This is a genomic window from Aciduliprofundum boonei T469 (genome assembly GCF_000025665.1).
In the GTDB taxonomy this organism is placed as follows: Archaea; Thermoplasmatota; Thermoplasmata; order Thermoplasmatales; family Aciduliprofundaceae; genus Aciduliprofundum; species Aciduliprofundum boonei.
The window spans coordinates 596,234-621,881 of sequence record NC_013926.1; the positions used below are offsets into that span (position 1 = coordinate 596,234).

29 protein-coding genes, 1 tRNA gene and 1 riboswitch are annotated in these 25,648 nt (G+C 40.3%); of the genes, 18 read left to right on the plus strand and 12 right to left on the minus strand.

Annotation, left to right across the window (positions count from 1 at the left end; all coding sequences use genetic code 11):
• The first annotated feature begins 58 nt into the window (after window positions 1-58).
• Window positions 59-1,651: a bifunctional aspartate transaminase/aspartate 4-decarboxylase gene (locus ABOO_RS03110; RefSeq protein ID WP_008082553.1), complete on the plus strand. Its 1,593-nt coding sequence runs from the start codon at window positions 59-61 to the stop codon at window positions 1,649-1,651.
• Between the two features lie 156 nt (window positions 1,652-1,807).
• Window positions 1,808-3,601: a PINc/VapC family ATPase gene (locus ABOO_RS03115; RefSeq protein WP_008082200.1), complete on the plus strand. Its 1,794-nt coding sequence runs from the start codon at window positions 1,808-1,810 to the stop codon at window positions 3,599-3,601.
• Here ABOO_RS03115 and cyaB read toward each other — a convergent pair.
• Genes cyaB through ABOO_RS03135 form a run of 4 tightly spaced genes read right to left on the minus strand, consistent with a single transcriptional unit; the run spans window position 3,588 to window position 5,356 of the window.
• On the minus strand, window positions 3,588-4,097 hold the full coding sequence (gene cyaB / locus ABOO_RS03120) for a class IV adenylate cyclase (protein WP_008082218.1): 510 nt from the start codon (window positions 4,095-4,097) through the stop codon (window positions 3,588-3,590). The genes ABOO_RS03115 and cyaB overlap by 14 nt on opposite strands.
• Complete coding sequence (locus tag ABOO_RS03125) at window positions 4,069-4,272, minus strand: hypothetical protein (RefSeq protein WP_008082247.1); 204 nt, start codon at window positions 4,270-4,272, stop codon at window positions 4,069-4,071. The genes cyaB and ABOO_RS03125 overlap by 29 nt, the downstream gene beginning before the upstream one ends.
• Before the next feature lie 16 nt (window positions 4,273-4,288).
• Window positions 4,289-4,810 (minus strand): inorganic diphosphatase, encoded by a 522-nt coding sequence (gene ppa / locus ABOO_RS03130; RefSeq protein ID WP_008082550.1) that lies wholly within the window; start codon window positions 4,808-4,810, stop codon window positions 4,289-4,291.
• 15 nt (window positions 4,811-4,825) lie between these two features.
• A complete protein-coding gene (locus ABOO_RS03135; RefSeq protein ID WP_008082528.1) occupies window positions 4,826-5,356 on the minus strand; it encodes a hypothetical protein in 531 nt (176 codons plus the stop codon).
• Between the two features lie 93 nt (window positions 5,357-5,449).
• On the opposite strand from ABOO_RS03135, the gene ABOO_RS03140 reads away from it, so the two are divergent.
• The 6 genes from ABOO_RS03140 (at window position 5,450) to ABOO_RS03165 (ending at window position 8,597) form a co-directional block, all read left to right on the plus strand.
• On the plus strand, window positions 5,450-5,773 hold the full coding sequence (locus ABOO_RS03140) for a hypothetical protein (RefSeq protein ID WP_012997189.1): 324 nt from the start codon (window positions 5,450-5,452) through the stop codon (window positions 5,771-5,773).
• Window positions 5,751-6,149 carry a hypothetical protein gene (locus tag ABOO_RS03145; protein WP_008081941.1) on the plus strand — a complete coding sequence of 133 codons (399 nt, stop codon included), beginning with the start codon at window positions 5,751-5,753 and terminating at the stop codon, window positions 6,147-6,149. The genes ABOO_RS03140 and ABOO_RS03145 overlap by 23 nt, the downstream gene beginning before the upstream one ends.
• A 36-nt stretch (window positions 6,150-6,185) precedes the next feature.
• Window positions 6,186-6,244: riboswitch (Fluoride riboswitch) on the plus strand.
• 11 nt (window positions 6,245-6,255) lie between these two features.
• Entirely contained in the window at window positions 6,256-6,603 is a 348-nt protein-coding gene (locus tag ABOO_RS03150) for a DUF5320 domain-containing protein (protein ID WP_008083667.1), read from the plus strand.
• Window positions 6,557-6,955 (plus strand): hypothetical protein, encoded by a 399-nt coding sequence (locus tag ABOO_RS03155; protein ID WP_008082318.1) that lies wholly within the window; start codon window positions 6,557-6,559, stop codon window positions 6,953-6,955. Before ABOO_RS03150 ends, ABOO_RS03155 begins: the two co-directional genes overlap by 47 nt.
• Before the next feature lie 36 nt (window positions 6,956-6,991).
• Window positions 6,992-8,218, plus strand: a complete 1,227-nt coding sequence (locus ABOO_RS03160; protein ID WP_008081945.1) for an MFS transporter — start codon at window positions 6,992-6,994, stop codon at window positions 8,216-8,218.
• Window positions 8,219-8,255: 37 nt separating this feature from the next.
• Window positions 8,256-8,597 (plus strand): hypothetical protein, encoded by a 342-nt coding sequence (locus tag ABOO_RS03165; RefSeq protein WP_008082149.1) that lies wholly within the window; start codon window positions 8,256-8,258, stop codon window positions 8,595-8,597.
• Here ABOO_RS03165 and ABOO_RS03170 read toward each other — a convergent pair.
• Together ABOO_RS03170 and ABOO_RS03175 are read right to left on the minus strand one after the other, a co-directional pair.
• Window positions 8,598-8,704, minus strand: a tRNA-Met gene (locus tag ABOO_RS03170).
• Window positions 8,705-8,712: 8 nt separating this feature from the next.
• Complete coding sequence (locus tag ABOO_RS03175; protein WP_008082288.1) at window positions 8,713-9,438, minus strand: 30S ribosomal protein S3ae; 726 nt, start codon at window positions 9,436-9,438, stop codon at window positions 8,713-8,715.
• 113 nt (window positions 9,439-9,551) lie between these two features.
• On the opposite strand from ABOO_RS03175, the gene ABOO_RS03180 reads away from it, so the two are divergent.
• Genes ABOO_RS03180 through ABOO_RS03205 form a run of 6 tightly spaced genes read left to right on the plus strand, consistent with a single transcriptional unit; the run spans window position 9,552 to window position 15,486 of the window.
• Entirely contained in the window at window positions 9,552-10,673 is a 1,122-nt protein-coding gene (locus tag ABOO_RS03180; protein WP_008082473.1) for a threonine synthase, read from the plus strand.
• Window positions 10,670-11,854, plus strand: a complete 1,185-nt coding sequence (locus ABOO_RS03185) for a PLP-dependent aminotransferase family protein (protein ID WP_008082729.1) — start codon at window positions 10,670-10,672, stop codon at window positions 11,852-11,854. Before ABOO_RS03180 ends, ABOO_RS03185 begins: the two co-directional genes overlap by 4 nt.
• A 52-nt stretch (window positions 11,855-11,906) precedes the next feature.
• Window positions 11,907-13,517: a formate--tetrahydrofolate ligase gene (locus ABOO_RS03190; protein WP_008082114.1), complete on the plus strand. Its 1,611-nt coding sequence runs from the start codon at window positions 11,907-11,909 to the stop codon at window positions 13,515-13,517.
• A gap of 51 nt (window positions 13,518-13,568) precedes the next feature.
• Window positions 13,569-14,573: a TIM barrel protein gene (locus tag ABOO_RS03195; protein WP_012997191.1), complete on the plus strand. Its 1,005-nt coding sequence runs from the start codon at window positions 13,569-13,571 to the stop codon at window positions 14,571-14,573.
• A 5-nt stretch (window positions 14,574-14,578) separates the two neighbouring features.
• Window positions 14,579-15,115, plus strand: a complete 537-nt coding sequence (gene hxlB, locus ABOO_RS03200) for a 6-phospho-3-hexuloisomerase (protein WP_008082593.1) — start codon at window positions 14,579-14,581, stop codon at window positions 15,113-15,115.
• Complete coding sequence (locus tag ABOO_RS03205; protein WP_008082222.1) at window positions 15,106-15,486, plus strand: RNA-binding domain-containing protein; 381 nt, start codon at window positions 15,106-15,108, stop codon at window positions 15,484-15,486. The genes hxlB and ABOO_RS03205 overlap by 10 nt, the downstream gene beginning before the upstream one ends.
• Here the strand turns inward: ABOO_RS03205 and ABOO_RS03210 are convergent.
• The gene (locus ABOO_RS03210; RefSeq protein WP_008082281.1) at window positions 15,479-16,579 is read right to left on the minus strand and encodes a CPBP family glutamic-type intramembrane protease; all 1,101 of its coding nucleotides are present in this window, start codon (window positions 16,577-16,579) and stop codon (window positions 15,479-15,481) included. The genes ABOO_RS03205 and ABOO_RS03210 overlap by 8 nt on opposite strands.
• 175 nt (window positions 16,580-16,754) lie before the next feature.
• Between ABOO_RS03210 and ABOO_RS03215 the strand changes: the two genes are divergently transcribed.
• Window positions 16,755-17,630 carry an archaellin/type IV pilin N-terminal domain-containing protein gene (locus ABOO_RS03215; protein ID WP_008081989.1) on the plus strand — a complete coding sequence of 292 codons (876 nt, stop codon included), beginning with the start codon at window positions 16,755-16,757 and terminating at the stop codon, window positions 17,628-17,630.
• Window positions 17,631-17,639: 9 nt separating this feature from the next.
• Window positions 17,640-17,984 (plus strand): FlaD/FlaE family flagellar protein, encoded by a 345-nt coding sequence (locus ABOO_RS03220; RefSeq protein ID WP_012997192.1) that lies wholly within the window; start codon window positions 17,640-17,642, stop codon window positions 17,982-17,984.
• Here the strand turns inward: ABOO_RS03220 and ABOO_RS03225 are convergent.
• The 5 genes from ABOO_RS03225 to ABOO_RS03245 form a co-directional block, all read right to left on the minus strand.
• Window positions 17,973-19,124 carry a tRNA pseudouridine(54/55) synthase Pus10 gene (locus ABOO_RS03225; protein WP_008082343.1) on the minus strand — a complete coding sequence of 384 codons (1,152 nt, stop codon included), beginning with the start codon at window positions 19,122-19,124 and terminating at the stop codon, window positions 17,973-17,975. The two genes, ABOO_RS03220 and ABOO_RS03225, sit on opposite strands and share 12 nt — an antisense overlap.
• Window positions 19,125-19,224: 100 nt before the next feature.
• Window positions 19,225-19,839 carry a MarC family protein gene (locus ABOO_RS03230; protein WP_008082549.1) on the minus strand — a complete coding sequence of 205 codons (615 nt, stop codon included), beginning with the start codon at window positions 19,837-19,839 and terminating at the stop codon, window positions 19,225-19,227.
• 8 nt (window positions 19,840-19,847) lie between these two features.
• Entirely contained in the window at window positions 19,848-20,120 is a 273-nt protein-coding gene (locus ABOO_RS03235) for a UPF0147 family protein (RefSeq protein WP_008081914.1), read from the minus strand.
• Between the two features lie 10 nt (window positions 20,121-20,130).
• Complete coding sequence (locus ABOO_RS03240; protein ID WP_236614082.1) at window positions 20,131-20,433, minus strand: Lrp/AsnC family transcriptional regulator; 303 nt, start codon at window positions 20,431-20,433, stop codon at window positions 20,131-20,133.
• Between the two features lie 52 nt (window positions 20,434-20,485).
• Window positions 20,486-21,310, minus strand: a complete 825-nt coding sequence (locus ABOO_RS03245; protein WP_236614081.1) for a radical SAM protein — start codon at window positions 21,308-21,310, stop codon at window positions 20,486-20,488.
• 180 nt (window positions 21,311-21,490) lie between these two features.
• On the opposite strand from ABOO_RS03245, the gene ABOO_RS03250 reads away from it, so the two are divergent.
• Together ABOO_RS03250 and ABOO_RS03255 are read left to right on the plus strand one after the other, a co-directional pair.
• Complete coding sequence (locus ABOO_RS03250; protein WP_012997193.1) at window positions 21,491-24,409, plus strand: right-handed parallel beta-helix repeat-containing protein; 2,919 nt, start codon at window positions 21,491-21,493, stop codon at window positions 24,407-24,409.
• 409 nt (window positions 24,410-24,818) lie between these two features.
• Window positions 24,819-25,625 (plus strand): GNAT family N-acetyltransferase, encoded by an 807-nt coding sequence (locus ABOO_RS03255; RefSeq protein WP_012997194.1) that lies wholly within the window; start codon window positions 24,819-24,821, stop codon window positions 25,623-25,625.
• Window positions 25,626-25,648: the final 23 nt, after the last annotated feature.

The window sequence follows — 25,648 nt, forward strand, 5'->3', positions numbered from 1 at the left end:
TATCCTTATATAGTGATTCTGTGTTTATAGAATTGCTAAACATTTGAAGGTGAATGATATGAATCTGAAGGATATAAATTTTGAAGAGCTCAGTCCGTTTGAATTCAAGGATATACTTATAAAGCTGGCGAGCAGGAAATCGGAGAAGATGATGCTCAATGCAGGCCGTGGGAATCCGAATTTTGTATCGTTAATTCCCAGATACGGGTTCTTGCAGTTGGGAAGATTTGCTCTAAGCGAGGCTGAGAGGCATTATGGGTACATGGACGATTTGATTGGAGGCCATAGCGATAGGGATGGGATAGAGGCCAGGTTTGAGATATTTGTTAGAAGCAACTGGGATGCTAAAGGTGTAAAGTTTCTCAATGCAGCAGTAAGCTATGTAAAAGACCATCTTGGGTTCTCTGCTGGAGATTTCTTGCATGAGATGGTTCAGGGCTATCTTGGATGTGAGTATCCTTCACCGGTTAGAATGCTGAAGATGGGGGAGAAAATTGTTGTGCGCTATCTCCTTAGAGAAATGGGCGCTGGACATGACCTTCTTGGAGAAACGCAGCTGTTTGCGGTGGAAGGAGGTACTGCTGCCATGGCTTATCTTTTTGAATCGCTCAAGGCAAATTATATACTTGAAGAGGGAGATAAGATTGCTCTTGCAGTACCCATTTTCACGCCTTACATAGAGATTCCACGCCTTGACACTTACAGACTTGTGGAGATAGAGATAGTGGCAGATCCTGAGCAAGGATATCAAATTCCTGATGAAGAACTGGAAAAGCTTTTGGATCCTGATATAAAGGCATTCTTCCTAGTCAATCCGGGCAATCCCACATCGGTGAAACTCAACGATAGCACATTGAAGAAAATAAAAGAGATAATAAAGAAGAGAAAGAATTTGGTAATAATTACGGATGATGTTTATGCAACCTTCGCAGATGATTTCAAATCTATATATGCTGTATGCCCTCACAACACTATTCTCGTTTACTCCTTTTCCAAGTACTTTGGTGCTACAGGCTGGCGTCTTGGAGTGATAGCTTTGCACGAGAGAAATGTGGTAGATCGGCTTATTAGAAAACTGCCGGAAGATTTGCAGAAAGAGTTGGAAGAAAGGTACTCTTCTGTAACTGTAAATCCCAGAAAGTTGAAGTTCATAGATAGACTTGTGGCAGATAGCAGAAATGTGGCTTTGAGACATACAGCAGGACTTTCTACCCCTCAGCAGGTGCAGATGGTTCTATTTGCACTATATGCACTTATGGATGAGCAGAACAGGTATAAAGAGGCGGTGAAGAGAATAATGAGACGCAGATACAAAGCTCTCTATAGAGGATTAGGAATAGAGCAGCCTATAGATCCTAACAATGTGTATTATTACACACTCATAGATACCGAAGCTCTGGCAGAGCAAATTTATGGCAGAGAGTTTGCAGATTGGTTTTTGAAGACATTGCCATACAGCGAGTTCGTAGTGCGTCTTGCTGAAGAGGCCCATGTGGTGCTACTTCCCGGGAAGGGCTTTGATGTCAAGCATCCTTCAGCGAGAGTCTCTCTGGCGAATTTGCGTGAGGTAGATTATCTCAAGATTGGGCAGACCATTCGCAAGCTGCTGGACTCATACTACAAAGAGTTCGTAAAATCGAAAAAGAAGTAATGTAGAAAGGCAAAGGGTTATAAAACTAATCTTTGGCGAAGTCTCTATCGTATGATTTTTCTATTTTTATAAAATTGATTTTAATGCTAATTTTATCACGCTTCTTCCCTCTAAAATCTCAAAAAGAATTAAATAACACTGAGGGATTGAGAAGCTATGAAATATGTTCCAGATACAAGTGTGATTGTGGACGGTAGGTTTGTGGATTTTCTCAATATAGAGGAGGTTGAAGAGGTAATCATACCTGAAGCAATAATTGGGGAAGTGGAGCATCAGGCTAATTCCGGCTTATCCATAGGATTTTCAGGATTGAGTGAATTGCGCAGAATTAGGGAGATTTGCGAGAAGAGAGGTATAAAACTTACATTTTGCGGCTCAAGGCCTGAAGAATGGCAGATTCGCCGTGCCAAGGCTGGAGAGATTGACAATATGATTCGAGAGTGTGCAGCCCAAAATGGAGCCATCCTTGTAACGGGCGACTATGTGCAGAAGAGCATAGCCGAGGTGAAGGGCATACCCGCAATATATCTGGAAGCGAAGAAAGAGATAAGGATGCGCATTGAAGATTTCTTTGAGCCAGATATTATGAGCGTACACATCAAGGCAGGGGTGGGGGTTTTTGCCAAGCGCGGCAAGCCCGGTGAGTTCAAGCTTGAAAGGATAAGAGAGGCCATAACTCCTCAAGAAGTGGAAGAGATCGCCTACGACATAGTTGAGCGTGCTAGGAGAGATGATAAATCGTTCATAGAGATGGATATGAAAGGTGCCACTGTTGTGCAGTTGAGAGAGTACCGTATAGCCATAACCCGGCCACCTTTTTCAGATGCTATGGAGATAACAGCAGTCAGGCCCATTGTGAAGTTGAGATTGGAGGATTACAATATAAGCAAGAAGCTCAGAAGGAGAATAGAAGAAAAAGCTGAGGGCATATTGGTCTCTGGCTCTCCAGGAGCTGGAAAGAGCACATTTGTGCAGGCAATTGCCGAGTACTATGCCTCGCTAAACAAGATTGTGAAAACTATGGAGAAGCCCAGGGATTTGATTCTTGAGGATATAATCACTCAGTACACTTCTTTGGAAGGGAGTATGGAGAAAACTGGAGATATTTTGCTCCTCGTTCGTCCAGATTACACGATATTTGATGAGATGCGCACCACCAATGATTTCAAGGTATTCACAGATTTGCGTCTGGCGGGAGTGGGCATGGTTGGAGTAGTCCACGCAACAAGAGCCATAGATGCCATGCAGCGCTTCATCGGTCGTGTGGAACTTGGAGTAATACCTCAAATTGTGGATACTATCATTCATATAGAGAAGGGAGATATAAAGCAAGTTCTCACGCTTCGCTATACAGTCAAAGTTCCCTCAGGAATGCATGAAGAGGATCTCGCTAGACCTGTCATAGAAGTTAGAGATTTAGAAAGCGAAAGCTTGCTCTACGAAGTGTACTCCTTCGGTGAGCAGATTGTGGTCGTACCCGTTAGCGAAGAAGAGAAAAGCGTTTACAAGTGGGCAGCTAAAGGACTTGAGGATGAGCTCCGCAAGCTTTTCCCTGGATTGAGGGTGAAGGTCAAGGTAGTGAGTGAGAATCGTGCAATACTCTATGTACCACCATCAGCCATATCTTCTGTCATAGGCAAGAAGGGCAAGAGAATAGCGGATGTGGAGAGCTTAGTTGGCATGTCTCTGGATGTTGAGCCGCTGGGCAGAGAAAGAGTAAGGGAAGAGAGAATAGAGGTTGAGGTAGAGATGAAAAAGAAGACTATTCGGCTGCATGTGGGCGAGCATCTTGCACATCGGAAAGTATCTGTGTTCGCCGACACGCAGAGATTGTTCGATGTAACCGTATCCTCTCAGGGTTTTATAAATCTCAGAAAGAGCACAGCTAACGGAAAGAAAGTGATAAATGCTCTGAAAAACGGTGAGAGAATATATGTCATTCCTCTATAGCCTCGAGCACGAGTTCTAAATACGATTTCCTTATAAAATCCCTGAGCCCTAGCTCTTTAGCAAATCTCATGACTTTCTCTCTGCACGGCTCATATTCACCTATGCATTCCACTTCTACAAAATCCCCAAGCTCGGGCAAATTATCCACGGCTATGTTTAGCTCTCCAACCTTGTAGTACCTTCTTCTCTTCACAACCTTTGCAACTGGCTTGAATCCTAGGGAGATTAAAAGGTTTCGAGCTTTATTCAAATCATCGATTTTCAAATTAATCTCTTCCCGACTCTTTGTGTCTCTATCCACTCTCGGACCCTTATAAGTCATAGTATAATCGTTCCTGATGCGAAGAGCCTTATCTGTCTGCGCAAAATCCCGGCATGGATGGTTAAAATACTCATCCTCTTCAATTACCTCTCTTACAAACTCCGCATTCAAACTTTTCAATTTTTTCTCAAACTCTTCCCTGTTTTCAATCCTGGCCTTTATTTCCACTTCCATCTTTCTTACCCCTTAACTCTTTTAGCCATCTCTCATAATCTTCCTCGTCGATCTCCACGATAAGCGAGCCTATATATCCACAATTTTCGCATTTGTACTTCTCCCCAGTCACCATACCTGCAACATAATGGATATGCGTACTTCCGCAAACTGGGCATATTTTTATCTTTGCCACATAACTGGAGGGGCTTTTAAGAAGATATACTTTTCTCTCTTCTCTCCATTGCCCTCTTTATGGCCTCTTTTGCCTCTTCGGCACCTCGAAATCCCACAATTTTCACCCACTTGTTCTTTTCCAATTCCTTGTAATGCTCGAAGAAATGCTTAATCTGCTCAAGCACGCTGCTTTGCACATCTCTGATGTCCTCAATACCTTCATTTCTCGGGTCCACGGTGGGGTGAGGCACTGCGATGATTTTTCTGTCTGGGCCGTGCTCATCTTCAGTGACAAGCATGCCGATTGGTATCGCTCTGACTAAAACGCCGTGTGGGAAAGAATCATAAGATATTACAAGGCAATCTATGGGGTCGTTATCCTCCTCCATAGTCTCTGGAATGAACCCATAGTTGAAAGGGTAGAACGATGCTGTATGTAAAACTCTATCCACCTTAATGACATTCATCTCAAAATCGTACTCACATTTTATATTGCTCCCCTTCGGTACTTCGATGAACACATAAATGTCCTCCGGGGGATTTTCTCCTGCTTTCATATAGAGTGATAGGAATTATTCTATTTTATCTTTCACATTCTCGGGAAGGTAATCCTTGTTTCCAGTTTCTAAGTATTTGATTAGATTATCGGGTATTACCAGTGTTAATTTCTGTCTTCTTGGAATTATGATGCCCAGCACTATGTACCTGTCTGGAGGTATGTTCATACTGTATATTCTGAACATCTGAGGCCGAGTTATGACTATGAAATACGGAATCCATAGAGCAATGAATATTGATGCAAAAACTATGGTCTCTTTGCTTGGATTTTGCACTATGGTTGCTATTGCTAGACCCACTGATAATATCACTACCGTCGAGATGAGATATAGAAATTTATAATTTCGAAACACTATGGAAGCACGCACAGTTCTCACTATGAAAAATGCAAGAAATACTATTACTGGAGTCATTATCCAGTCAGTGCCTACTCTCTCTGGACAGCATTGCATATCGTTGTAAATTGCAATAAGCATGAAAGCGAGGGTTATTATAGCCACAAATAATATTTCTTCTGCAAGACCCTTCTTTGTGTGATCCAGCATCAAGGTATATAAGGAAATCAAGTATAATATTTTGGTCGTTAATTATTTATACTAAGATTCTGATGAAAGCAATTAAACTAAGGAGGCAGAGAGATGATCGAGTTAAGAGTGCCGCCTAAACTGTTCCGAATTTTATCGTTTTACAAAGAGGACGAGTTTAATAGATTCTTGCACGAAAAATTGGTGGAATACAGAAGATATTTTGAATGGAATAATAGAGAGGCCTTGCTCAAGAGAAAAAAGGAACTGGAAGAGAAGATAAAGAGGATGAAGGAAGAGCTTGAAGAATTAGAAGAGTTCTGCAAGGTTGCGGAGAAAGAGCAGAAAATGATGGAACGATGGATAGATGATATCGAGTATGAAAATCAAAATTTGATGAAGGAGTTGAGGAAAAATGGAGATTTTGTTAAAAACTAAGGGGGGCAGGAAGAAAAAGTGCAGAATATACACCAACAATGTGGGGGAGATAGAGTATTTGAGCAAGAAATTAGGAATTTCCAAAGAGAAAGTTCTGGAAGATGTAATACTGGGAAATAGGGTGGATGACGATGATAGTGAAGAAATTGCCAAGCTGAACGATGAGATAAACGGACTCTTGCAGGAGATGTTCATTCTTGAGAGGAAATGGGCAGGGATGAGATACAAGGCATATTCATACATGAAGGAAAACAGGGCTGTGGCCATATCACTTGCAGGTTATCTGGCAAAGAACAAGAATATAAGAAACTTGATGAATATGAAGAGAGAGCACAAGGATATGGAGAAGATAGTGGATAAATATCTTTGGATGTGAATTTTTGCGATAATTACTTATATTATTTTTCATTCGCATTTATAAGGTGATGGGGCCCACCAAACCGCCGCAAGGCTGATGGCTCCTTTTGAAAAAGGTGGTCCCTATGCTCGAAATAGAGCTCTCCAAGGAATTGTTCGAAAAGATTCGCAGCATGAAAGAAGACGATTTCAATCGTTTTCTCTATGAGAGAATGGCTTCGATGAACAGGTATTTTGAGATGAATGATAAAGAAGCCCTGCTCAAGAGAAAAAAGGAACTGGAAGAGAAGATAAAGAGGATGAAAGAAGAGCTTAAAGAACTTACGGAATTCTGTGATAAGGCCGAGAGGGACCAGAAAATGATGGAGCAGTGGATTGACGAACTTGGTATGGAAAATAAAGCACTTTTGATGGAGATGAGAGGAAATGGAGCTCCTGTTGAAAGCAGGAAAATTAAAGAAGAAAAAATTTAAGCTTAACAAGCACACGGAGAAGCTGATGAAGGAAATATCTGCCAGTTATAATATTCCGGAGGAGAAAGTAGTGTCTCTCGCGCTTCAAGAGTACAGAGAGGAGAAGAAAGTGAATGAGGAGATGGAGAAGCTTAGAAAAGAAATAGATGACTTGCTTCAAGAGATGTTCACCCTTGAGGGTAAGTGGGCATCCATTCGCTACAGGTCTCACACTTATGTGAAAGAAAACAGGAGTTTGGCAATAATACTTGCAGGATATTTAGGGGAGAACAAGAGTCTCAGAAACCTTATGAAGAAGAAGGGAGCTCATAAGGATATTGAAAAAGTGGTGGACTATTATCTCTGGCTTTAGAGAAAGATTAAATACCAGCATTTGCATTTTCATGCATTGATACCCAAGGACAGAATGTTCTATAAATTTGCCGCATACGGATTTTTGAAGAACCTTAGATTATTTGAGCCGTTCATACTTTTGTTTTTCAAAGCTGCTGGATTATCTTACACTGAGATAGGAATTCTATATGCGATAAAAGAAGTATCAATTTATGTACTTGAGATTCCCACGGGGGTTTATGCAGATGCGTTTGGGAGAAGACGCTCAATGCTTATGTCTATGGTCTCGTATATAATCGCATTTTTCATATTCTTCTCTTTTAGTTCCTTCTGGCTCTTTGCAGTTGCTATGGTTCTCTACGCTCTTGGAGATGCGTATAGAACGGGAACACATAAGGCTATGATTTTAGAGTACTTGAAAATCAGAAATATCTCGCATAAGAAGGTTGAGTACTACGGTGCAACCCGCTCATATTCCCAGCTTGGTTCTGCGACCAATGCACTTCTTGCGGGATTTGTTGTGTTTTACACTGGGAATTACAGGGATATATTCATAATCACCATACTTCCATACATATTCAATTTTATAAACTTGGCTACCTATCCAAAGATGCTGGATGGGGAGATAAGAAAGAGTGCAGGAAAGATTAGAGAGCAGTTTAAGAGAACCCTTGCTGATTTTAGATTAATGTTCAAAGATAAGATAGTTCTGAAGGCAGTAGTTAACTCTTCTCTGTTCTCTGCCTCTCATGAGGCAACAAAGGATTATCTCCAGGCAGTTCTACAAACTTTTGCTCTATCATTACCCATTTTATTGTTTTTGAGCGGAGATAAGAGAACGGCTGTTGTGGTGGGCATTGTTTACTTTTTCATATACCTAATGACTGCATATGCATCTCGTAACTCTTACAAGATAGTGAAGAGAGTGGGCAACTTGGGAAGGGCGATAAATGCGACTCTTGTTTTGGGCGCATTGATAATCATTCTTGCGGGAGTGTTCTATCATATCAACTGGCTCATAATATCCATTGTGCTATTCCTCCTAATCTATGTTCTCCACAACATAAGGAGACCCATGAATGTGGGCTATATTGCAGATAGAATAAAGAGCAGAGTTATGGCCTCTGGATTGAGTGTAGAATCGCAAATCAAGACATTCATAGCGGCCGGCCTATCCATTCTTATGGGCTATCTTGCCGATGCTCTTGGAGTTGGGATGGCCCTTACACTAATAGGTTTTATTGTGCTAATTTCAGCACCCCCATTCTTTGTTAAAGAGTAGCCAAAGAATTAAATTGCATAGGTGTATATGGGGGTTTGTGAAGATAGACAAGGAAAAGGCTATGAAATCGTTTATAAAATATTCGATTATAATAGGCATATTTCTCTTTATCACACCTTATATAGTTTTCATCATAGGTATGGCGGTTATGATAATAGGGGCATTCTCAACGAGTCCTACAATAAATTTACTTAGGTTTAGCAAAAAACGAGTTTTTAAATCTGCAGAGGTGGATGTAGACGATCTAGAAGACACGGATAAAATTTACAACATATCTTGGAAAGAGAGTTTGTTCATATTTGGCATAGGGGTTCTTCTCTTTATAATATCTTTAATGCTTTTAAGCTTTGGATGGAGAGGAATAATATTTATGCTGTAATGCCGGGGCCGGGGTTTGAACCCGGGACCTTCGGATTTCTCAGGCTTGGAGGTGGAGATTAATATACCCTATGAGTCCGACGCTCCACCAGGCTGAGCCACCCCGGCACCAAAAATTACTCCTCTTCTACCTGCATTTCTTTGCTCGGCTCTTCTTCCTCGCTCTCTGTGATTTCCTCTTCGGGAGCCTCTACTTCAATCTCTTTCTTCTCTTCCTCTCTCTCAAGTTCAACAACCTTCTCCTCTGGGAAGACCAGGACTTCAGATTTTCTCACTTCAATCCTCCTAACTGGATAGGCAGGTTTCACAACCTTGGATAAATCTTTACGAACATCTTCACTCAGAAGATATTTTACATACTCTGAGAAAGTCATTTCGGTGGCTTTTGCAAAAAGATAATCCATAATTTTCTTTCTTATCTCACTCTTTATGGATGATTTTATCCTCTTATCAGGAACGGCAATTACCTTTACACGGAGCTTATAGCCATCTGCTGTGAGCACGGGGAATATGGCATCTATTCTGCTCCTCCTCCTTCTCACCATCCTTCGAATGTAGTCCGTGGTCATCTCATGACCTATGAATCTCGTGTATGCATTTGTGCCTTGAATGCGGTTGATCTTGAAATACAGCTTGACATGCATCTTTTTGAAATCTCCGGTCAAATCGTATAGGGTTGCTTCGGCAATTCTTCCAATAACCTTATTTGGATCATTGGCAGGAGTCATGCCCAATTCTTTAGCGCTAAAAGTATCCGGGGCTATTATCGTGTACCAGACCTTTGCCCTCCATTTATCACGAACCCTTCTTGCAGCGGCTCTCTCCGCTCTTTTGCTTGCCATGGGTAATCACCTTTGCGAAGGTAAATGGGCTTTCCTTTAAATAATTTTTGTAAATTGGTTTTATAGGCGCCTTTTAGCAGCAGTTTTATATTTATCCTTTGAAATGTAGTTTTATGTTTGTATGCACTGCCTGTGGTAGAAAATTCTCCTTAGAAGAGCATCATCAGAGATGCCCAATTTGCAACGAGCCCTTGCAGTTGGAGAATATGAAGGGGAAGAGAAGAGATGGAAATGTGTGGGAGAGATACAGAGATTTTTATTCAATTCCTTTGAGCATGGATTACAGCTTGGGGGAGGGAGATACACCAATAATTCGAGTTGATATGTATGGAAATGAGTTTTATCTCAAGAATGAGACTTTGAATCCAACTTGGAGCTTTAAAGATAGGGGTACTTTTGTGGCGATAAACAGGGCGATTCAAATGGGATTTGATAGGATAGGCGTGGTATCCACTGGCAACATGGCTGCAAGTGTGGCTGCTTATGGGGCACATGCGGGATTGGATACGATAGTTCTTGTATCAGAGAATATACTAAATGAGAAAATATCCCAACTTTTACCCTACGGGGCTAAGATTTTAAAAGTGAAAGGTGACTATGGAGAGCTGTATTTTAAATCTTTGAAAATCGGGAAAACGAGAAAAATATATTTTATGAACTCAGATGACCCTTTTCGAATAGAGGGCTATAAAACAATTGCATATGAGCTCGCCGAAAAGGTGGATGTGGATTATGTTTTCGTGCCCACGAGTTCTGGAGGATTGTTCAGGGGTGTTTATAAGGGGTTTCTAGAGTTGAAGGAGAGTGGAACAATAGATAAAATTCCGGAGATGGTTGCTGTGCAAGCTAAGGGTTGCTCGCCAATATGCAGTGCTTATCCCTCAGGCAAAATTGGGAGATTTAAGAATGCAAGTACAATCGCACATGCGATAGAGAATCCGTATCCTCCAAGCGGAAATGCTGTTCTAAGGATATTGAAAAAGAATGGGTGGAAATGTATTGCAGTTGAAGAGGATGAGATAATAAAAGCTCAAGAAGAGCTTGCTTATAAGGGAATTTTTGTTCAGCCTGCCTCTGCCACAACTCTTGCAGTCCTTAAAAAATTAAACTTGAAAAATTCAAGAATAGCCCTTATCTTAACAGGCTCAGGGCTCAAAACGAAAAGTATAGAATACTCAAAAACAATACCTTTATGTGATATTGAAGAGTTGGAAGATTGTGAGGTGTTTAAATGAATCCGCAGGGTATAATTCAACTTCACGATGAGTATAGAAAAAGAGTGCTCAATATGCAAGCTTCAGAGAATTTTTTATCTTATAGGGTTCGCAAAGCTCTAGCATCGGACATGGCCTCGCGGTACAGCATGCTCTTTGATAAAGAGGTGCATGGCTCCTTCGTGCATAATGCCTATGGGGGCACGAAATATCAGGAGGAGATAAAAGAATACGCCGAGAATAAGGCAAGGGAGATTTTTGGATTTAAATTTGCCAATGTAAAACCCATATCCGGGCATATTGCCGCTATGACTGTTCTTCTCTCTCTCACAAATAAGGGAGATAAAATAATGGCCATACCTCCGGAACTGGGGGGCTATGATGGGTACTCTCAGCCATATATGCCCGATATGTTTGACCTTAATTTTGTCCCTCTTGATATGGAGGATATGCGTAGAATAGATGTGGAGAAGATAAGAAGAGAGAAGCCAAAATTGATAATTCTTGGGGCCAGTTACATTCTATTCCCTTACAACCTCACTGAAGTTTTGGAAGTAGCGGAAGAGATCGGGGCAAGGGTGGTTTATGATGCCTCCCATATTATGGGCCTCTTGCCCGCTGGATTTCAAGAGGATATTGAGAAATGCGATGCCGTTTACGGCTCTACTCACAAATCCTTCCCTGGACCTCAGGGAGGGATAATATTCACGAATGATGAAAGTGTGGACGAGAAAATTGAGGAGAACTTAACTTGGCGCACTCAAGATAATTACCATACAAACAGGGTTGCTGCATTGGCCATGGCTCTCTACGAATTCTCTCCAGTGGCCAAGATTTATGGAAAAAATGTGGCCGAAAATTCTAGAGCGCTGGCCAGAGCACTTGAAGAAGGAGGACTTGGAATCAAGCACTCGCCTGAGTATACAAATTCGCATCAGGTTTTAGTGGATGAAAATTCATTGAAGGATGAATTCTCTTTAACTCCTCCCCAGATGAGCGAAGTGCTTGAAGAGAACGGTATTATAGTTGACTCTGTGGGAAGAATAGGCACTGCCGAACTAACTTGGAAAGGATATGGGCCTGAGGATATGAGAGAGATTGCAGGGATTATAATAGCAGCACTGGAAGGAGAGGATGTTAAGGAGGAAGTATTGCGCATGGTTGATAAATGGGATGGTAAAACGATGGGAAGTAGAATATAATCCACAAATTTGTGGCATATTGTTTAAATATAACCACTAAATATATTCCAGTATGCTACCTATTGAAGAAATTGCCCAAAAAATAGGAATTGAAAATCTCATTCATTATGGAAACTATAAGGCAAAGATTCCCCTTGAAGAGATATGGAAAAAGGAGCGCAGGGGAAAGGTTATTCTTGTCACTGCTATAAATCCCACACCCTTTGGGGAGGGAAAGACCACAACCGCCATAGGCACAAGCATGGCATTTTGGCATCTTGGGAAAAAGAGCATAGTTACACTTCGTGAGCCCTCTCTTGGCCCTGTTTTTGGAATAAAGGGTGGGGGTACAGGAGGAGGAAAAAGCACTGTAGAGCCGAGCAGTGATATAAATCTTCACTTCACAGGGGATTTTCATGCGATTCAGGTAGCCCATAATTTGCTTGCTTCAGTCATAAACAATGCTATTTACCATAATTTAGAGCCATGTCTGGATAGAAAGAAGATAAGATGGGGGCATGTCCTTGATTTGAACGCTAGAGAGTTGAGGAAGATAGTAATAGGTCTTGGAGACAACGGTGGTGCCATAGCGGAAGATTATTTTGAGATTACATCTGCAAGTGAGATATCTGCGATAATTGCCATAGCCAAGGATTATGAAGATTTGAAGGAGAGATTATCCAACATATTGGTTGGATTTAGGACCGATAAGACAGCCGTTTTTGCAAGGGATTTTAAGGTTGTTGGAGCCATGGCGGCAGTGTTGAGAGATGCTCTCCTCCCCAATTTAGTTCAAACTTCAGAGGGCACACCTGCAGTTATCCATGCAGGACCATTTGCGAATATCGCCCATGGGCACAATTCTATCCTCGCGGATGAGATAGGAATGCGTTACTCTGATTATTTAGTCACAGAGGCAGGATTTGGCTCAGATTTGGGAGCCGAGAAGTTTGTGAATATAGTATCTCGCCTGGGCAATTTTGATATCAGCGGTGCAGTACTCGTTGCCACAGTAAGGGCTTTGAAATATCATGGTGGGGTAAAGAAAAAGCATCTTGCAGAGGAGAATGTGGAAGCACTGGAGAAGGGTGCAGAGAATTTGCAAAGGCATATTGAAATTGTTCGCAAGTTAGGATTTGAGCCCGTGGTTGCCATAAATCACTTCCCTGATGATACTGAAAGGGAACTAAGCAAGTTGCAAGAGCTCGTGGAGGATATGAATGTGAAGTTTGCAGTTAGCGAGGTGTTTGCCAAGGGCGGAGAAGGAGGAGTTGAGCTCGCTAAATACTTGCAAGATATTGAGCCAAGAAAGCCGAGATTTGTGTATAAGATTGATGAGCCAGTTAGGGAGAAAGTGGAAGCCATAGCTACAGAGATTTATGGGGCTGATGGAGTTGACTGGGACCATAAAGCGAAGAAGGATTTAAAACTCATAAGTAATTTGGGCTTTGACGACTTCTTCGTATGCATGGCTAAAACCCAGTATTCCTTGAGTGACAATCCAAAGCTTCTTGGAGCACCTGAGAATTTTGTGGTCACGGTTAGAAGCCTTAAGATATCCTCTGGAGCAAAGTTCGTTGTCCCTCTCCTTGGAGACATCTCCACTATGCCCGGATTGCCAAGCAAGCCCGCTGCCGAGAGCATAGATTTGACAAAGGATGGCCAAATAGTTGGCCTCCGATAATCTCTTTTTTCTGCGAAAATATTATTACTTTCTACGCAATACATGCAAGAGATGTATCGTTTTGGTCTTGCTGGAATACCTCTTTCGTGCAAGGGACGCACACTTAAAGATGCGATAGAGGATACGCATAGGATGGGCCTCCACGCTATGGAAATTCAATTTCTCAGGGTCAATGTGCAGGAGAGAAGCGTGTATGATGAAGTGGGTTTAAAGCCAAGGGAAATAGAAACTTCGTTGATAGTTGATGTTTTGCGCCCCGATGATGAGGGCAACTATCAGCCTGTGGGAATAGATGTTGCTCTGGAGGAGGATGATATAGTTCTCGAACTTTTTTGGAACCTTGCCAATAGTTATGTTGAATTGAGAAAGCTTGGTGATTTGGCTAAGGAATTGGATGTGCAGCTTAGTTTGCACACCCCATACTATATGGACCTTATTTCCAATGGGGAGCTTACTGAGAAATCAATGGAGTACATAATTTGGGGAGGGCTGTTGGCTAATGAGATGGGGGGCAAGTATGTGGTAAATCATATTGGGCTATACGGGGATTTGAGCAAAGCAGCGGCCATGAAAAATGTGGTAGAAAATGTTAAGAAGCTGAAAAATGAGTATAAGAGATTGAAACTCAAACCAAAGTTGGGATTTGAAGTATCAGGTAAGCAGGTTGTTTTTGGCAGTTTGGACGAGATTTTGAATTTGTGCAAGAAAGTTAAGGGAATATTACCCATTGTGAATTTTGCCCATATCCACGCAAGAACAAACGGCTCCCTTAAAGATGCCAAGAAGTTTGAAGAAATATTTGAAAAAATATCTCCGTTCTGGAAAGATGAATATTATGTACACTTTGCAGGAGTTTTCTATGAGAATGGAAATGAAACAATGATAGCACCAATAAAGAAAGGAGATCTAAAATTTGAGACTCTTGCGAATGTTATTTTGAAGAATGAATACAATATCACTCTGATTTCCTCCTCGCCCCTTTTAGAGCATGATGCGGCGTATATGCGTGTTATAATGGAAAGGGTTCTCGCAAGGAAACTTGCCAAGAAGAAGTGATTACCATGTTCAAGGATTCTTATGAGTACATCCTTGAGAGCATAGAAAAATCATTGAACTCCATAGATGTTTCCTTGGTAAATCATGGAGTAGATATGATAACTGAAGCAAAGCAAATATTTGTTTATGGCTCGGGCAGAAGTGGATTAGTTGGAAAATTTTTTGCGATGCGTCTTGTTCAACTCGGACTTGTTGCGTATTTTATAGGGGAAACCATAACCCCTGTGGTGAATAAGGGAGATTTGGTAGTTTTGATATCCAATACGGGAAGAACTCAATCCACACTCCTTGTGGAGAGCATAGTTAAAAGGGTTGGTGCCAAGGTTATAGCAATTACCTCCTCTGCAAAATCTCCACTTGCAAAGCATGCAGATTTAACATTTGTCATTAGGTATGAGAAAGAGAAAGGTGAGCTCGCTCCCCTTGGAACCCTATTTGAAGATGCAGCAGTGGTTTTTTTGGACTCTATCATTTCATCCTTAATGAATAAACTCGGGCAGACAGAGGAAGATATGAGGAGGCGTCATGCCATATGGGTTTAGAGATAACTATTGAAACGGAGATAAATCCAACAGAGGATGTTGAGAAGATAAAAAATGCCATTTTGAGTATTTTCCCCGATGCCAGATTTGAACTCCTTGCTGGAGAAATAATAGCAAGGTCAAGTAGCCTGGAGAATTTTGGTAAGATACTAAAGGAGGAGAGAATAAGAGATGCGGCCAGAAGCGTGTTACTCGGTAATTTGTACGATGATGAGATAGTGTTTTCCATAAACAAACAGGTAGCCACCGTGGGCAAGATTAGTTTTTCTGTTGGTAATGCCCCACTAGGTGATATAAAAATTACAATCAAAGGAGAGAATTTAAAAGAATTGATAGACATCATCGCACCAGATACTAGAAAGCTTAGATGATCTCCTCCTTATTCCCTTCCTCAGTTTCGCTGCTTTCAATTTTTATTACAGATCCGCATTTAAGGCATCTCACTGTATCCTTATCAACATACTGGAATAAGGTCCCTCCACAATTTGGGCATACTAAGTTTGTCCAAGATGTGGGCTGATATTTTCTCTTTTCTATTTTTGTTTCTTTTTTCTTATTTCTGCTCAGATAATTTATCACTCTGATTGAATAGGATATGAAAAATACCGCTCCTGCAATGGCCAAGATTATCATTAGCAAGCCGAAGAGGAATTGATACTCTCTATGCATTGCCATAGGTACGCTTATGAAATCTGTTAGAAAATGTAGCATTATGGATGCATAGATGCCATATCTGATGTATAAGTATCCAAGTACCAATCCTCCTACAAAGGTGGGTATGACCTTCCACAGATTCCAGGCTGGCACATGTGCAGCTGCAAATATTCCTGCTGAAATTACGATAAATACTGCCTCCACAGAGGTGATTTTACCATATCCTCCAAATATTCTAATGGGGGATATTTTCTCTCCTTTTAAAAGATAAACGAGGAACACGGGAATTCCCAGAAATACTGTTCTCACGATGAGTTCCTCATACACAGAAGCGTGCAAAAAGCTAAGCATTTGAGCCCAAACAGGCATTTTTTCTAGGCCTGGGGGAGTATAAGGTACATAGCCAAGTATGTACATAAGATACACCACAAGCAGGCTGAAGAATATATTCAGAGAGTATAACTCGCTTAACTCTTGAAATGGATTTTTTCTGTATGCAAATGGATGGCTAAAGAAATCTTTGAAATAAGGTATAATGCCATAAAAAACCATAAATATGCCTGAGATTGAGACGGCGATGGCTAAGAATATATACCATCCATAAGCAGCTAACCCACCAAGGAATGTTACAAGAATGGGAAATGGAATTACTATGTATATTGGTATTAGAAAATTCGAATCGTAGATAAAAGGAGCGACATAGAATATGCTATAAGCCATATACCCAAATATTATGAAGAGGATTATTATGATTAAAATTGTGGTTATGAAAGATATTAACTCTTTTATGGAATGAAGCACTGAGGCCATAGGGAGTGAAAGTTATAAACGCATATAGATTTTGCCATTAATTTTGTTTCTTAATAGATACTCATGAGAAAAGGTATTTAAAATCAAATCAAATTATCAATAATTGTTCTCAAAAGTGAGAACATATATCTAAGCTATCACCTGCGGGCACAGGGCTCTCTCAGGAGAGTTGAAGATGAAGAAGATATACAAAAGAGAAAAAGGCGAGATGGGCGTTGGCACGCTAATAATATTCATCGCTATGATCATTGTTGCAGCTGTTGCAGCCACAGTGTTAATTCAAACGGCTTACAGATTACAGCAGCAGGCGGAGGAAACGGGGAACATAGCAACTCAGGATGTTGCCACAGGGTTCAAAGTGATAACTATACAGGGAATTAGAAATGATGTAATGTACAATGAATCTCTAGGAAACATAAGTGTGGGGAGTACCACATTCATAGGAAACTTAACCCATGTGCCAGTCAATCCAAATAGTGTAATAGTGACTAATGGAACATTTGAGCTCAAAGATGATGGTACTGGGAATCTTGTGCCTGTAAGCGGTTACAACAATACAGGTGTTACGGGGACCATAAATTACAATACGGGAGAAATAACGCTGCACTTCCCTAATGCCACAGTAAAATCCCAAGTGAATGTAACATACGGCTCAGGATACAGCCCAATAATTGATTACCTCGAGATAAAAGTGGGCTTGATGGCAGGAAGTCCCCCAATATCCCTGTTCAGTGTGCTTGTGGAGATAAGCGATGGATACACTGATGCTACCCTTACTTACAATGAATCTGCAACAAGCTTCAAAGACTTAGATGGTTCTCATTTCGGTGTGGCAATTGCTAGGGATATGCCTCCGTGTAATTGGGAAAGAGACAGGGTGATAACTTCCGGTGACATAATAAAGATATTAATTAATGCATCGGCCATAGGGCTGTATTTGCAGCCACAGAGCTCAGTGATGATAAAGCTCATACCAAAGCATGGTGTGCCCAATCTGGTTGAATTTGAGACACCATCCACATACACAACGAAGTACATAAACCTCTGGTAAGGGGTGAAAATGATACTGGAAATGGTAGGTGATGACCCAAAGAAGCATATAATCGCTATGAGATGGTTGGGCTATATGCTTCAGTTTGTGGACCATCAGGGATTAGCCAAGATACTGGACTACTATGAGAGGATAGGATGGATCAGCAGTGAAGCCAAGAATGAATTAAAAGAGATAGCAGAAGGCTTAAAACCCACAGGAAAGGGAGAGTGGAAACTGCCATTCAGAGTACATCTGACATCATTGCTATTTATTACAAAGATAGCAGATATACCAATTGAAAAGGAGATTGCAGGTATTGAAACCTATGTTGAAGAGTGGATAAATCATCCAGAAGAAGCTTTATCGATCTAATATTTCTATAACATCCAGCCATAATACCTCTAATTTTTTACCAAGTTTTTCTGCCAAACTTGGAGATGTTCTCCCATTGTCTCCATGCATGAGCTCTTTTATGTATGTGCCGCTCTGTGCCAATACCTCAACAACCCAAGCCTCATTATCTTTTCCGATTAATTTTACCTCATAGACCTCTTTAATTCTCACTTTATCCGCTCTTCTGTGCTTGACCCTAGTCGGTGTCCTCTGTGAGATTTTACCAATCAGGGAGTCCAATGCACTCTTTAATTCCTCCGCCGAAGCATCAACTTTTATTCCAACCCTATATCTTTTCTTTGGTTCTGAGGATTTTATTTGAACAATCTCTTTTTTCGATGCAAATCTTAAATCAAGCACTTCCACCTTTCCACTTAAGTTTATTTTTTTTGCGATTTCATCTAAATTAATTTTTCTCCTTTTAGGCATTTTTATTTCAATTATGAAGGGCCTACCGTTGCCTAGCATTAGGGCATCTATATCCTCTCTTCCCATTCCATGGAGCGCATGCCCTTCCCCTTTTGTGACTTCCATAATCGGTTTTGCTATAATCTCTTCCACGCTTTCCTTGTATTTGCCCGAAGGCCATTTTGTTTGAGGAATCCCTCGCACGAGTTTTCTGTACCTTCCGTAAATTAGAAGGGGCTTAATTTCAATCTCAAAATCGTCATACTCGGTATCCACGATTATTGTTACATCTGGGTCTTTTATGGTAGCTTCTTTTCCCGTTATCTCCATAACTTTCTTTCCCAACTCCCTGTTAAACTCCCTGTTTATGGGCTCACCTAAATTGCCAAATTCATCTTGCAGTTCTTTCTCCCTTTCCATAGTTTCTTGGGAAAATCTTGAACCGATCATAAATGTTTCATATTCAATATCTTTAAGCATATTTGCTATGTGTTTCGCATAATCGTCCAGCCTTGAGAATATGTTATTGCAAAGCTCACAATTTTCAGGATAAATGGAACTTAAATTCAAATTGTTTTCCATAGCATAAATAGTTCTTATCGCCTTCCCCCTTTCATCGTTGCTCAAGCCATGGCCTAGCATGGCGTATAATCTCCCAAGGCAATGGTCACATAGGGGAAGTTTTGCACTTTCAATTTTTATTTTTTCCATAAAGCACCATAACCGCAAAGAATAAATTAGTTTTTCTCAATATCATCATGCCCGGTAAACCGGTGGGCTCGAATAATGAGAGTCCATCGCTCCCGCCGGGCTATATTCCAAAGTACTGGGCTACGCCATCGAGAATGTACTGCACGGCAAAAGCTGCCACTAAAAGACCCATAACTCTAGTAAATGCTCTTGAGCCCTTCTCACCCATAATCTTGGATATTAGGTTTGAGCCAAGGAAAATCAAGGCTGTTAAGATGATTATACCGACAATTGATATCACAATAGAGTCCCACTCTGTTGGATACTTGCTCATAAGTATAATTACGAGGGAAATTGCACCCGGACCTGCGAGCATGGGCGTTCCTAAGGGCACTATGCCAATATCACCAGTTTCTTCATGCAATGCAACCTTCTTCTTTGTGCTCCTGGGCTTGTCTCCCTCCTTGACCATTTCTAAGCTAACCAAGAGCATTAAAAGACCGCCTGCAATCATGAGCGCCTCTATTGATATGCCCATAAAATCTAGGATATAAATTCCTAAAAATGCAAAGAAAATGAGAAGGACTATGGCTGTTAATGATGCTTCTTTCACTATTTTCCTCTTTTGCGTTTCGCTCAATCCCGTTGTTAGGGACATATAGAGTGGAAGAGCCGCGAAGGGGTCTATAACCGCAAATAAAGGAATGAATATATGGAGAAATGTGTTAACATCCATGTTTTTCCCTACGAAGAGAGTTCTTTGGAAAGTGTCTCAAGCTTGCCCATGATCATATAAACCATTGTTCTGCCATGCACAGGAATATTTGGGTCGTTTGCAATTTCATCCAGGGCAAATATGGCGCTGGCAATGCGCACATCTAAAGCTTGCTCTTTCTTGGTAAGTATATCTTTGGCATTTGATATGCCCTTTCTTATATTTCTCGGCAAGGATGTATCCTCGCTGAGCTCTTCCATCATACTAACTATTTCTTGGTAAAGCTTATCTTTATCCGACATTCTAATCACCTCATTCAAATTTTATTCCCCTCTCTTTGTAAGTATTTACAACCATCATTGTCTCGGTTTTCAATACCCCTTCAATCTTTGAGAGCTTGTTTATTATGAAATCTTTAAGTTCCTCGTAGGAGGGGAATTTAACCTTAACTATTATATCATACTCTCCAGTAACGAGAAATACATCTTCCACATTGGAAAACTCTCTTGCCTCCTTTGCGAAATTGTCAATGCTCTTCGTATCAACCTGCACGCCTATAAGGGCAGTAACAATTTGATTATTGTAATAAGCATTCATTATTGAATCATCTTCCATGGAAATCACCTTTTTGTAAATCCCGTTCATATATTTTATATTTTCTGAGAATCTAAAAGACACAGCACATGTCTCTGCGAATAATCTCCATATTTTTCTCCTTCATCATTCGCATAGTTTTAGGTGAGGGGATGACAATTCCCTTGCAATTCTTTTCAACGCAGAGTTCCTCAATTTCGTGAAAATCTCTGGGTCTCATGCATCCAAGTACGATTTTCTTGGGAGGAATGGTAGATAGGGCATAATTGAAAAAATTCAAGATTTCCTCCCGATTTAGATTGACATCTTCCATAGGAGTTCCCTTTGTGGGTATTAAAACAATTAGCACTAGATTGTTAAATCTTCTTAGTTCTCTTATTTTCTCCAAAGAGTCATACTCTCCTTTTATTTTGCCAAAATCCAGTCCTGCAATTATGTGTGGGGAGTAATTGAGAGAGGAAGAATCTAAAAGGTCAAGGGCATGGAAATAATCTTCCTTTGTCTTATTTATTCCAATAACATTTTTTATTGTTTCAGTTGAGCCAATAACATCAAAGGAGATGTGATGTGGTTGCATTTCTTCAAGGTATTCAATATCTCGCTCATCAATTATCCCAGTATGCACATTTACTATGAGTGAAGTATTCTCCACAATCCATTTAACTGCGGGAGCGAATTTCTTTAGAGGAACTTTTCCTTCCTTGGTTGAGCCGCCGCTGAGCAAGAAACCCTTTATTTTTCCCTCATTTTTCTTTGCAAAATCAATTAGTTTTTCTGGTGTTGTGATAGGAAGCATACCTTTGAGATAGTACCCATTGCAGTGCTTGCACTTTAAAGCGCAGAACTCGCCCGTGATGGATATGGATGGAAATGAGCTCGCTGGGTAATAGATGAACATTATTGCCAAGAACATTTTGCCCTTAATAATTCTTTGCGAAAAGGGGCAAGATAAAATCCTTGAAGGAGATGAATGGGGAAGGTAAGTTGGGACGGATAAAGGTTAAGATTAATTTTATAATGATGTATTTCGTAAAGTATTTATAATATAAGTTGCATATCTTTTGCCGTTGCATAGAAGGTGGTGGAAACGAAGAGTAATGGAGTTGTGAAGGTATTAGTGATTTCCTTGTTGCTTTTGATGATTTTCAGTGGGCTTGTAGTTTTAATAAATGGGGAAAGTGCAAATAGCCATTTACAGGATAATAAACTCTCAAAATCTGCCATTCACAATGCACCTACTCCCGATAATTCACATTTTTCTGCGAGTATAGAGAACATCCATCTACATACTCAGAGTTATCATCCATCGCGTGCACATCATTCAAGTCACAGAATGCCATTTTCTAAGAAAGATTTTAGAAAACTTCACAGAAACGCACCCTATTGGTGGAGTAGTTATAGAAACATATCAATGAGTCATAGAGAGCATTATCCTCCATGGCTGAATTACTCGCATGGATTTATGCCTCCTTATAGATTTGCAGGGTGGAATGATAACAATCATAGCTATAGGAATATTAATTTTAAAAAAGCTAAAATTAGTGTAGATGAAAGTAAGTATACGCCACATGCGCCAATAAGAATAAACAGCAATGCCGATTTCACATCTGCGAATGGAGTGATTGGGGGGAGTGGAACAAAGGATGATCCGTACATAATATCTGGATGGGATATTGATGCACACGGAGCTGGAGCTGCAATTTACATTGGAAACACAACAGTTTATTTTGTGGTGAAGAATTGCTACTTGCATAATGCATCGTATCATTCAGATCTGTACTTTGAAGGTGATGGCATAACTCTTTACAATGTAACAAATGGAAATTTGGAAAACAACAATTGCAGCAATAATGGATGGGATGGCATAGGTATATGGTATTCCAGCAACAACACTATATCCAGTAATATCTGTAGTAATAATAGGCAACAGGTCGGTATAAATATGTGGTCTTCCAGCAACAATGTTATATCCAACAATACTTGCAGCAATAATTGGGTTGGCATAGGTATAGGGTCTTCCAGCAACAACAATAGATTGTATGGGAACAAGCTAACAAACGATGGGATTGTTTTAGGGGGATGTAAAGAGACATTCACCACGCAAGATATCCTTACAAACAACACGGTAAATGGCAAACCCGTGTACTACTACAAGAATGTGAATATGAGAAATGCAACAGTTCCTGAGAATGCAGGGCAGGTGATCCTCGGGAATGTTTCTTGGCTTAAAATAGAAAATCTAAGAATATCCAACGCATCCATTGCGATAGAAATTGGATATTCCTCCAATATTACTATCAGAAACAATACTTGCAGCAATAATAGTCGGGATGGCATAGGGATATGGTCTTCCAACAACACTATATCAAACAACAATTGCAGCAATAATGGGTGGGATGGCATAGAGATAGGGTCTTCCAGCAACACTATATCAAACAATACTTGCAGCAATAATAGTCGGGATGGCATAGGGATATGGTCTTCCAGCAACACTATATCAAACAACAATTGCAGCAATAATGGGTGGGATGGCATAGAGATAGGGTCTTCCAGCAACACTATATCAAACAACAATTGCAGCAATAATGGGTGGGATGGCATAGGGATAGTGTGGTCTTCCAACAACACTATATCAAACAATACTTGCAGCAATAATAGTCGGGATGGCATAGGGATATGGTCTTCCAGCGATAATGTTATATCCAATAACAATTGCAGCAATAATGGGTGGGATGGCATAGATATAGAGTATTCCAGCAACAATGTTATATCCAATAATAATTGCAGCAATAATGAAGGGAGTGGCATAGCTATATTTGTTTCCAGCAACAATAGATTGTACGGGAACAAGCTAGCGAATAATGGAATTGTGTTATGGGGAGGTAAAGAGACATTCACCACACAAGATATACCTACAAACAATACAGTAAATGGCAAGCCAGTGTACTACTACAAGAATGTGAATATGAGAAATGCAACAGTTCCTGAGAATGCGGGGCAGGTGATCCTTGGAAATGTCTCTTGGCTTAAAATAGAAAATCTGAGGATATCCAACGCATCCATCGCGATAGAAATTGGATATTCCTCCAATATTACTATCAGAAACAATACTTGCAGCAATAATGGGAATGGCATAGATATAGAAGAGTCTTCCAGCAACACTATATCCAACAATACTTGCAGCAATAATGAAGGGGGTGGCATAGCTATATGGTCTTCCAGCGACAATGTTATATCCAATAACAATTGCAGCAATAATGGGTGGGATGGCATAGATATAGAGTATTCCAGCAACAATGTTATGAGATTCAATTTGATATCTAACAATTACTATTATGGTATCTATATAGGTTTTGGTTCGGGGAATATAATATACGGTAACTCATTTTACTACAATCATGGCTCAGGAGATACTTATAATTCCTCCCATGTTCAGGCACGCGATGGTGGTTATGATAATTACTGGAACTCTTCGACAGGCATAGGCAACTACTGGCATGACTGGGCAAATAACAATAATAGCAATGATAAAAATGGGGATGGAATAGTGGACTGGCCTTACCCAATACCTGGTTGGGCGGGAGCAAAGGACTATTATCCCCTAAAAAATCCATTAACCCCTGTGCCTAAACTAACACCTACAGCCCCAAGAAATCTCAAAGCTCAAACAGGAATGGGTTATGTGAATTTAACCTGGGAGCAACCAGTTGGGCAGGGTACATCTAACATTTCGGAATATAAAATATATCGCAATGGTACTCTAATAGCAACAGTACCTGCTACTCAACTTTGGTACAACGACACTAATGTAGTTCCTGGAGTTAATTACTCATACTATGTCACTGCAGTAAATTCAGTTGGAGAGTCACAGCCCAGCAACACCGTAAAAGCTACACCAACAGGGGCCATACCAGAGTTCTCAAGTGCGTGGATAGCAATAATAACAATACTATCCTTGCTTGTAGTATTTCGTAGGAGGAAAGTCAAGAAAACCTGAGGTTCAAAACCACAGATTGCAAGGAAATTAAGCTTTACAATATAATCTTGCATATTCTCTCACATAGACAATTTAAAATGACGCCAGAAACAAATCTTTATGATTAGCTTTGAATCTATTGAGAGAAAAATATATCCTGCGAGGAAATAACAAATAGGGTAAGTTGAATTCCTAGAAAAACAGGAAAATAGGAAATAAAAACAGGGTAAAGTTACACATGGAGATCATAGGTTGGGACTTTAAAGAGAATGGGTTTAGAAGCAACAAAGAAATATGGGAAAATGTATAATTTCCAACCTTTTTTTGGAAATCTCTTTTGCAATCTTTTATAACTTATCTCTTATTTTATTTTCTACCAGAGCTGCAACTAACACCGAAAAGATAAATAATCCCTCGTATCTCCATTCCTATGGAGATAATACGCTTGGCGAGAGAAGAGGATTATAAGTTTATTTTGGAAATATCAAAGCTCACTTGGAATGGGGAGGATTACCTTCATAAGGCGTTTAATTCTTGGCTTAGAGATGGAAATTTCTATGTTTTGGAGATAGATGGTAATGTGGTAGGAACCGTTAAACTAAGTATCTTGCCTGATAGAGTTGGGTGGCTCGAGGGATTGAGGGTACATCCAGCATATCGTGGCAAGGGCTATGGTAAAAAATTGCACAGGTACATTGTAAATATTGGAGTAAAATTATGTGAAGAGGGGAAAATAGACACGGTCGAATTTGCAACGCATCTGCTCAACAAGGAGAGCAGGAAGATGGCTGAAGATGATGGATTTAAGAGCGTTAAAAGATTTTATTTCTCTTACAGGGAACCCCTTGAACCTTTGAAATTTGAAAAATCAAAAATAAGAATGGAAGATATATGGACAGAGGATTACATACCTTATGGCTGGAAGTTTTTGCATAAAACGCAAGATTCTATAAATTGGTTAAACGAGAATGCGGGAATAGGGAGAATTGAGAATTATAAATTCATTTACTCTCTTCAAGACACAGAGCCATCATTTTTTCCTCTTGATGTTTCAAGAGAAGGATTGGCTAAAATTATACGGGCAATGAGTTATTATGCCATCTCCCAAGGAAAGAAAAGCATAGGGGTGATGATTCCGCAGGGAAGTGAGGATGTTTTATCATTTTTAATTGGGCAAGGGTTTGAGAGCATGGTTGATTTCAAAGTTCCAGATGTGTTGATTTATAGATTAAAATAACGAATGCATGAAGATGCAAGTTT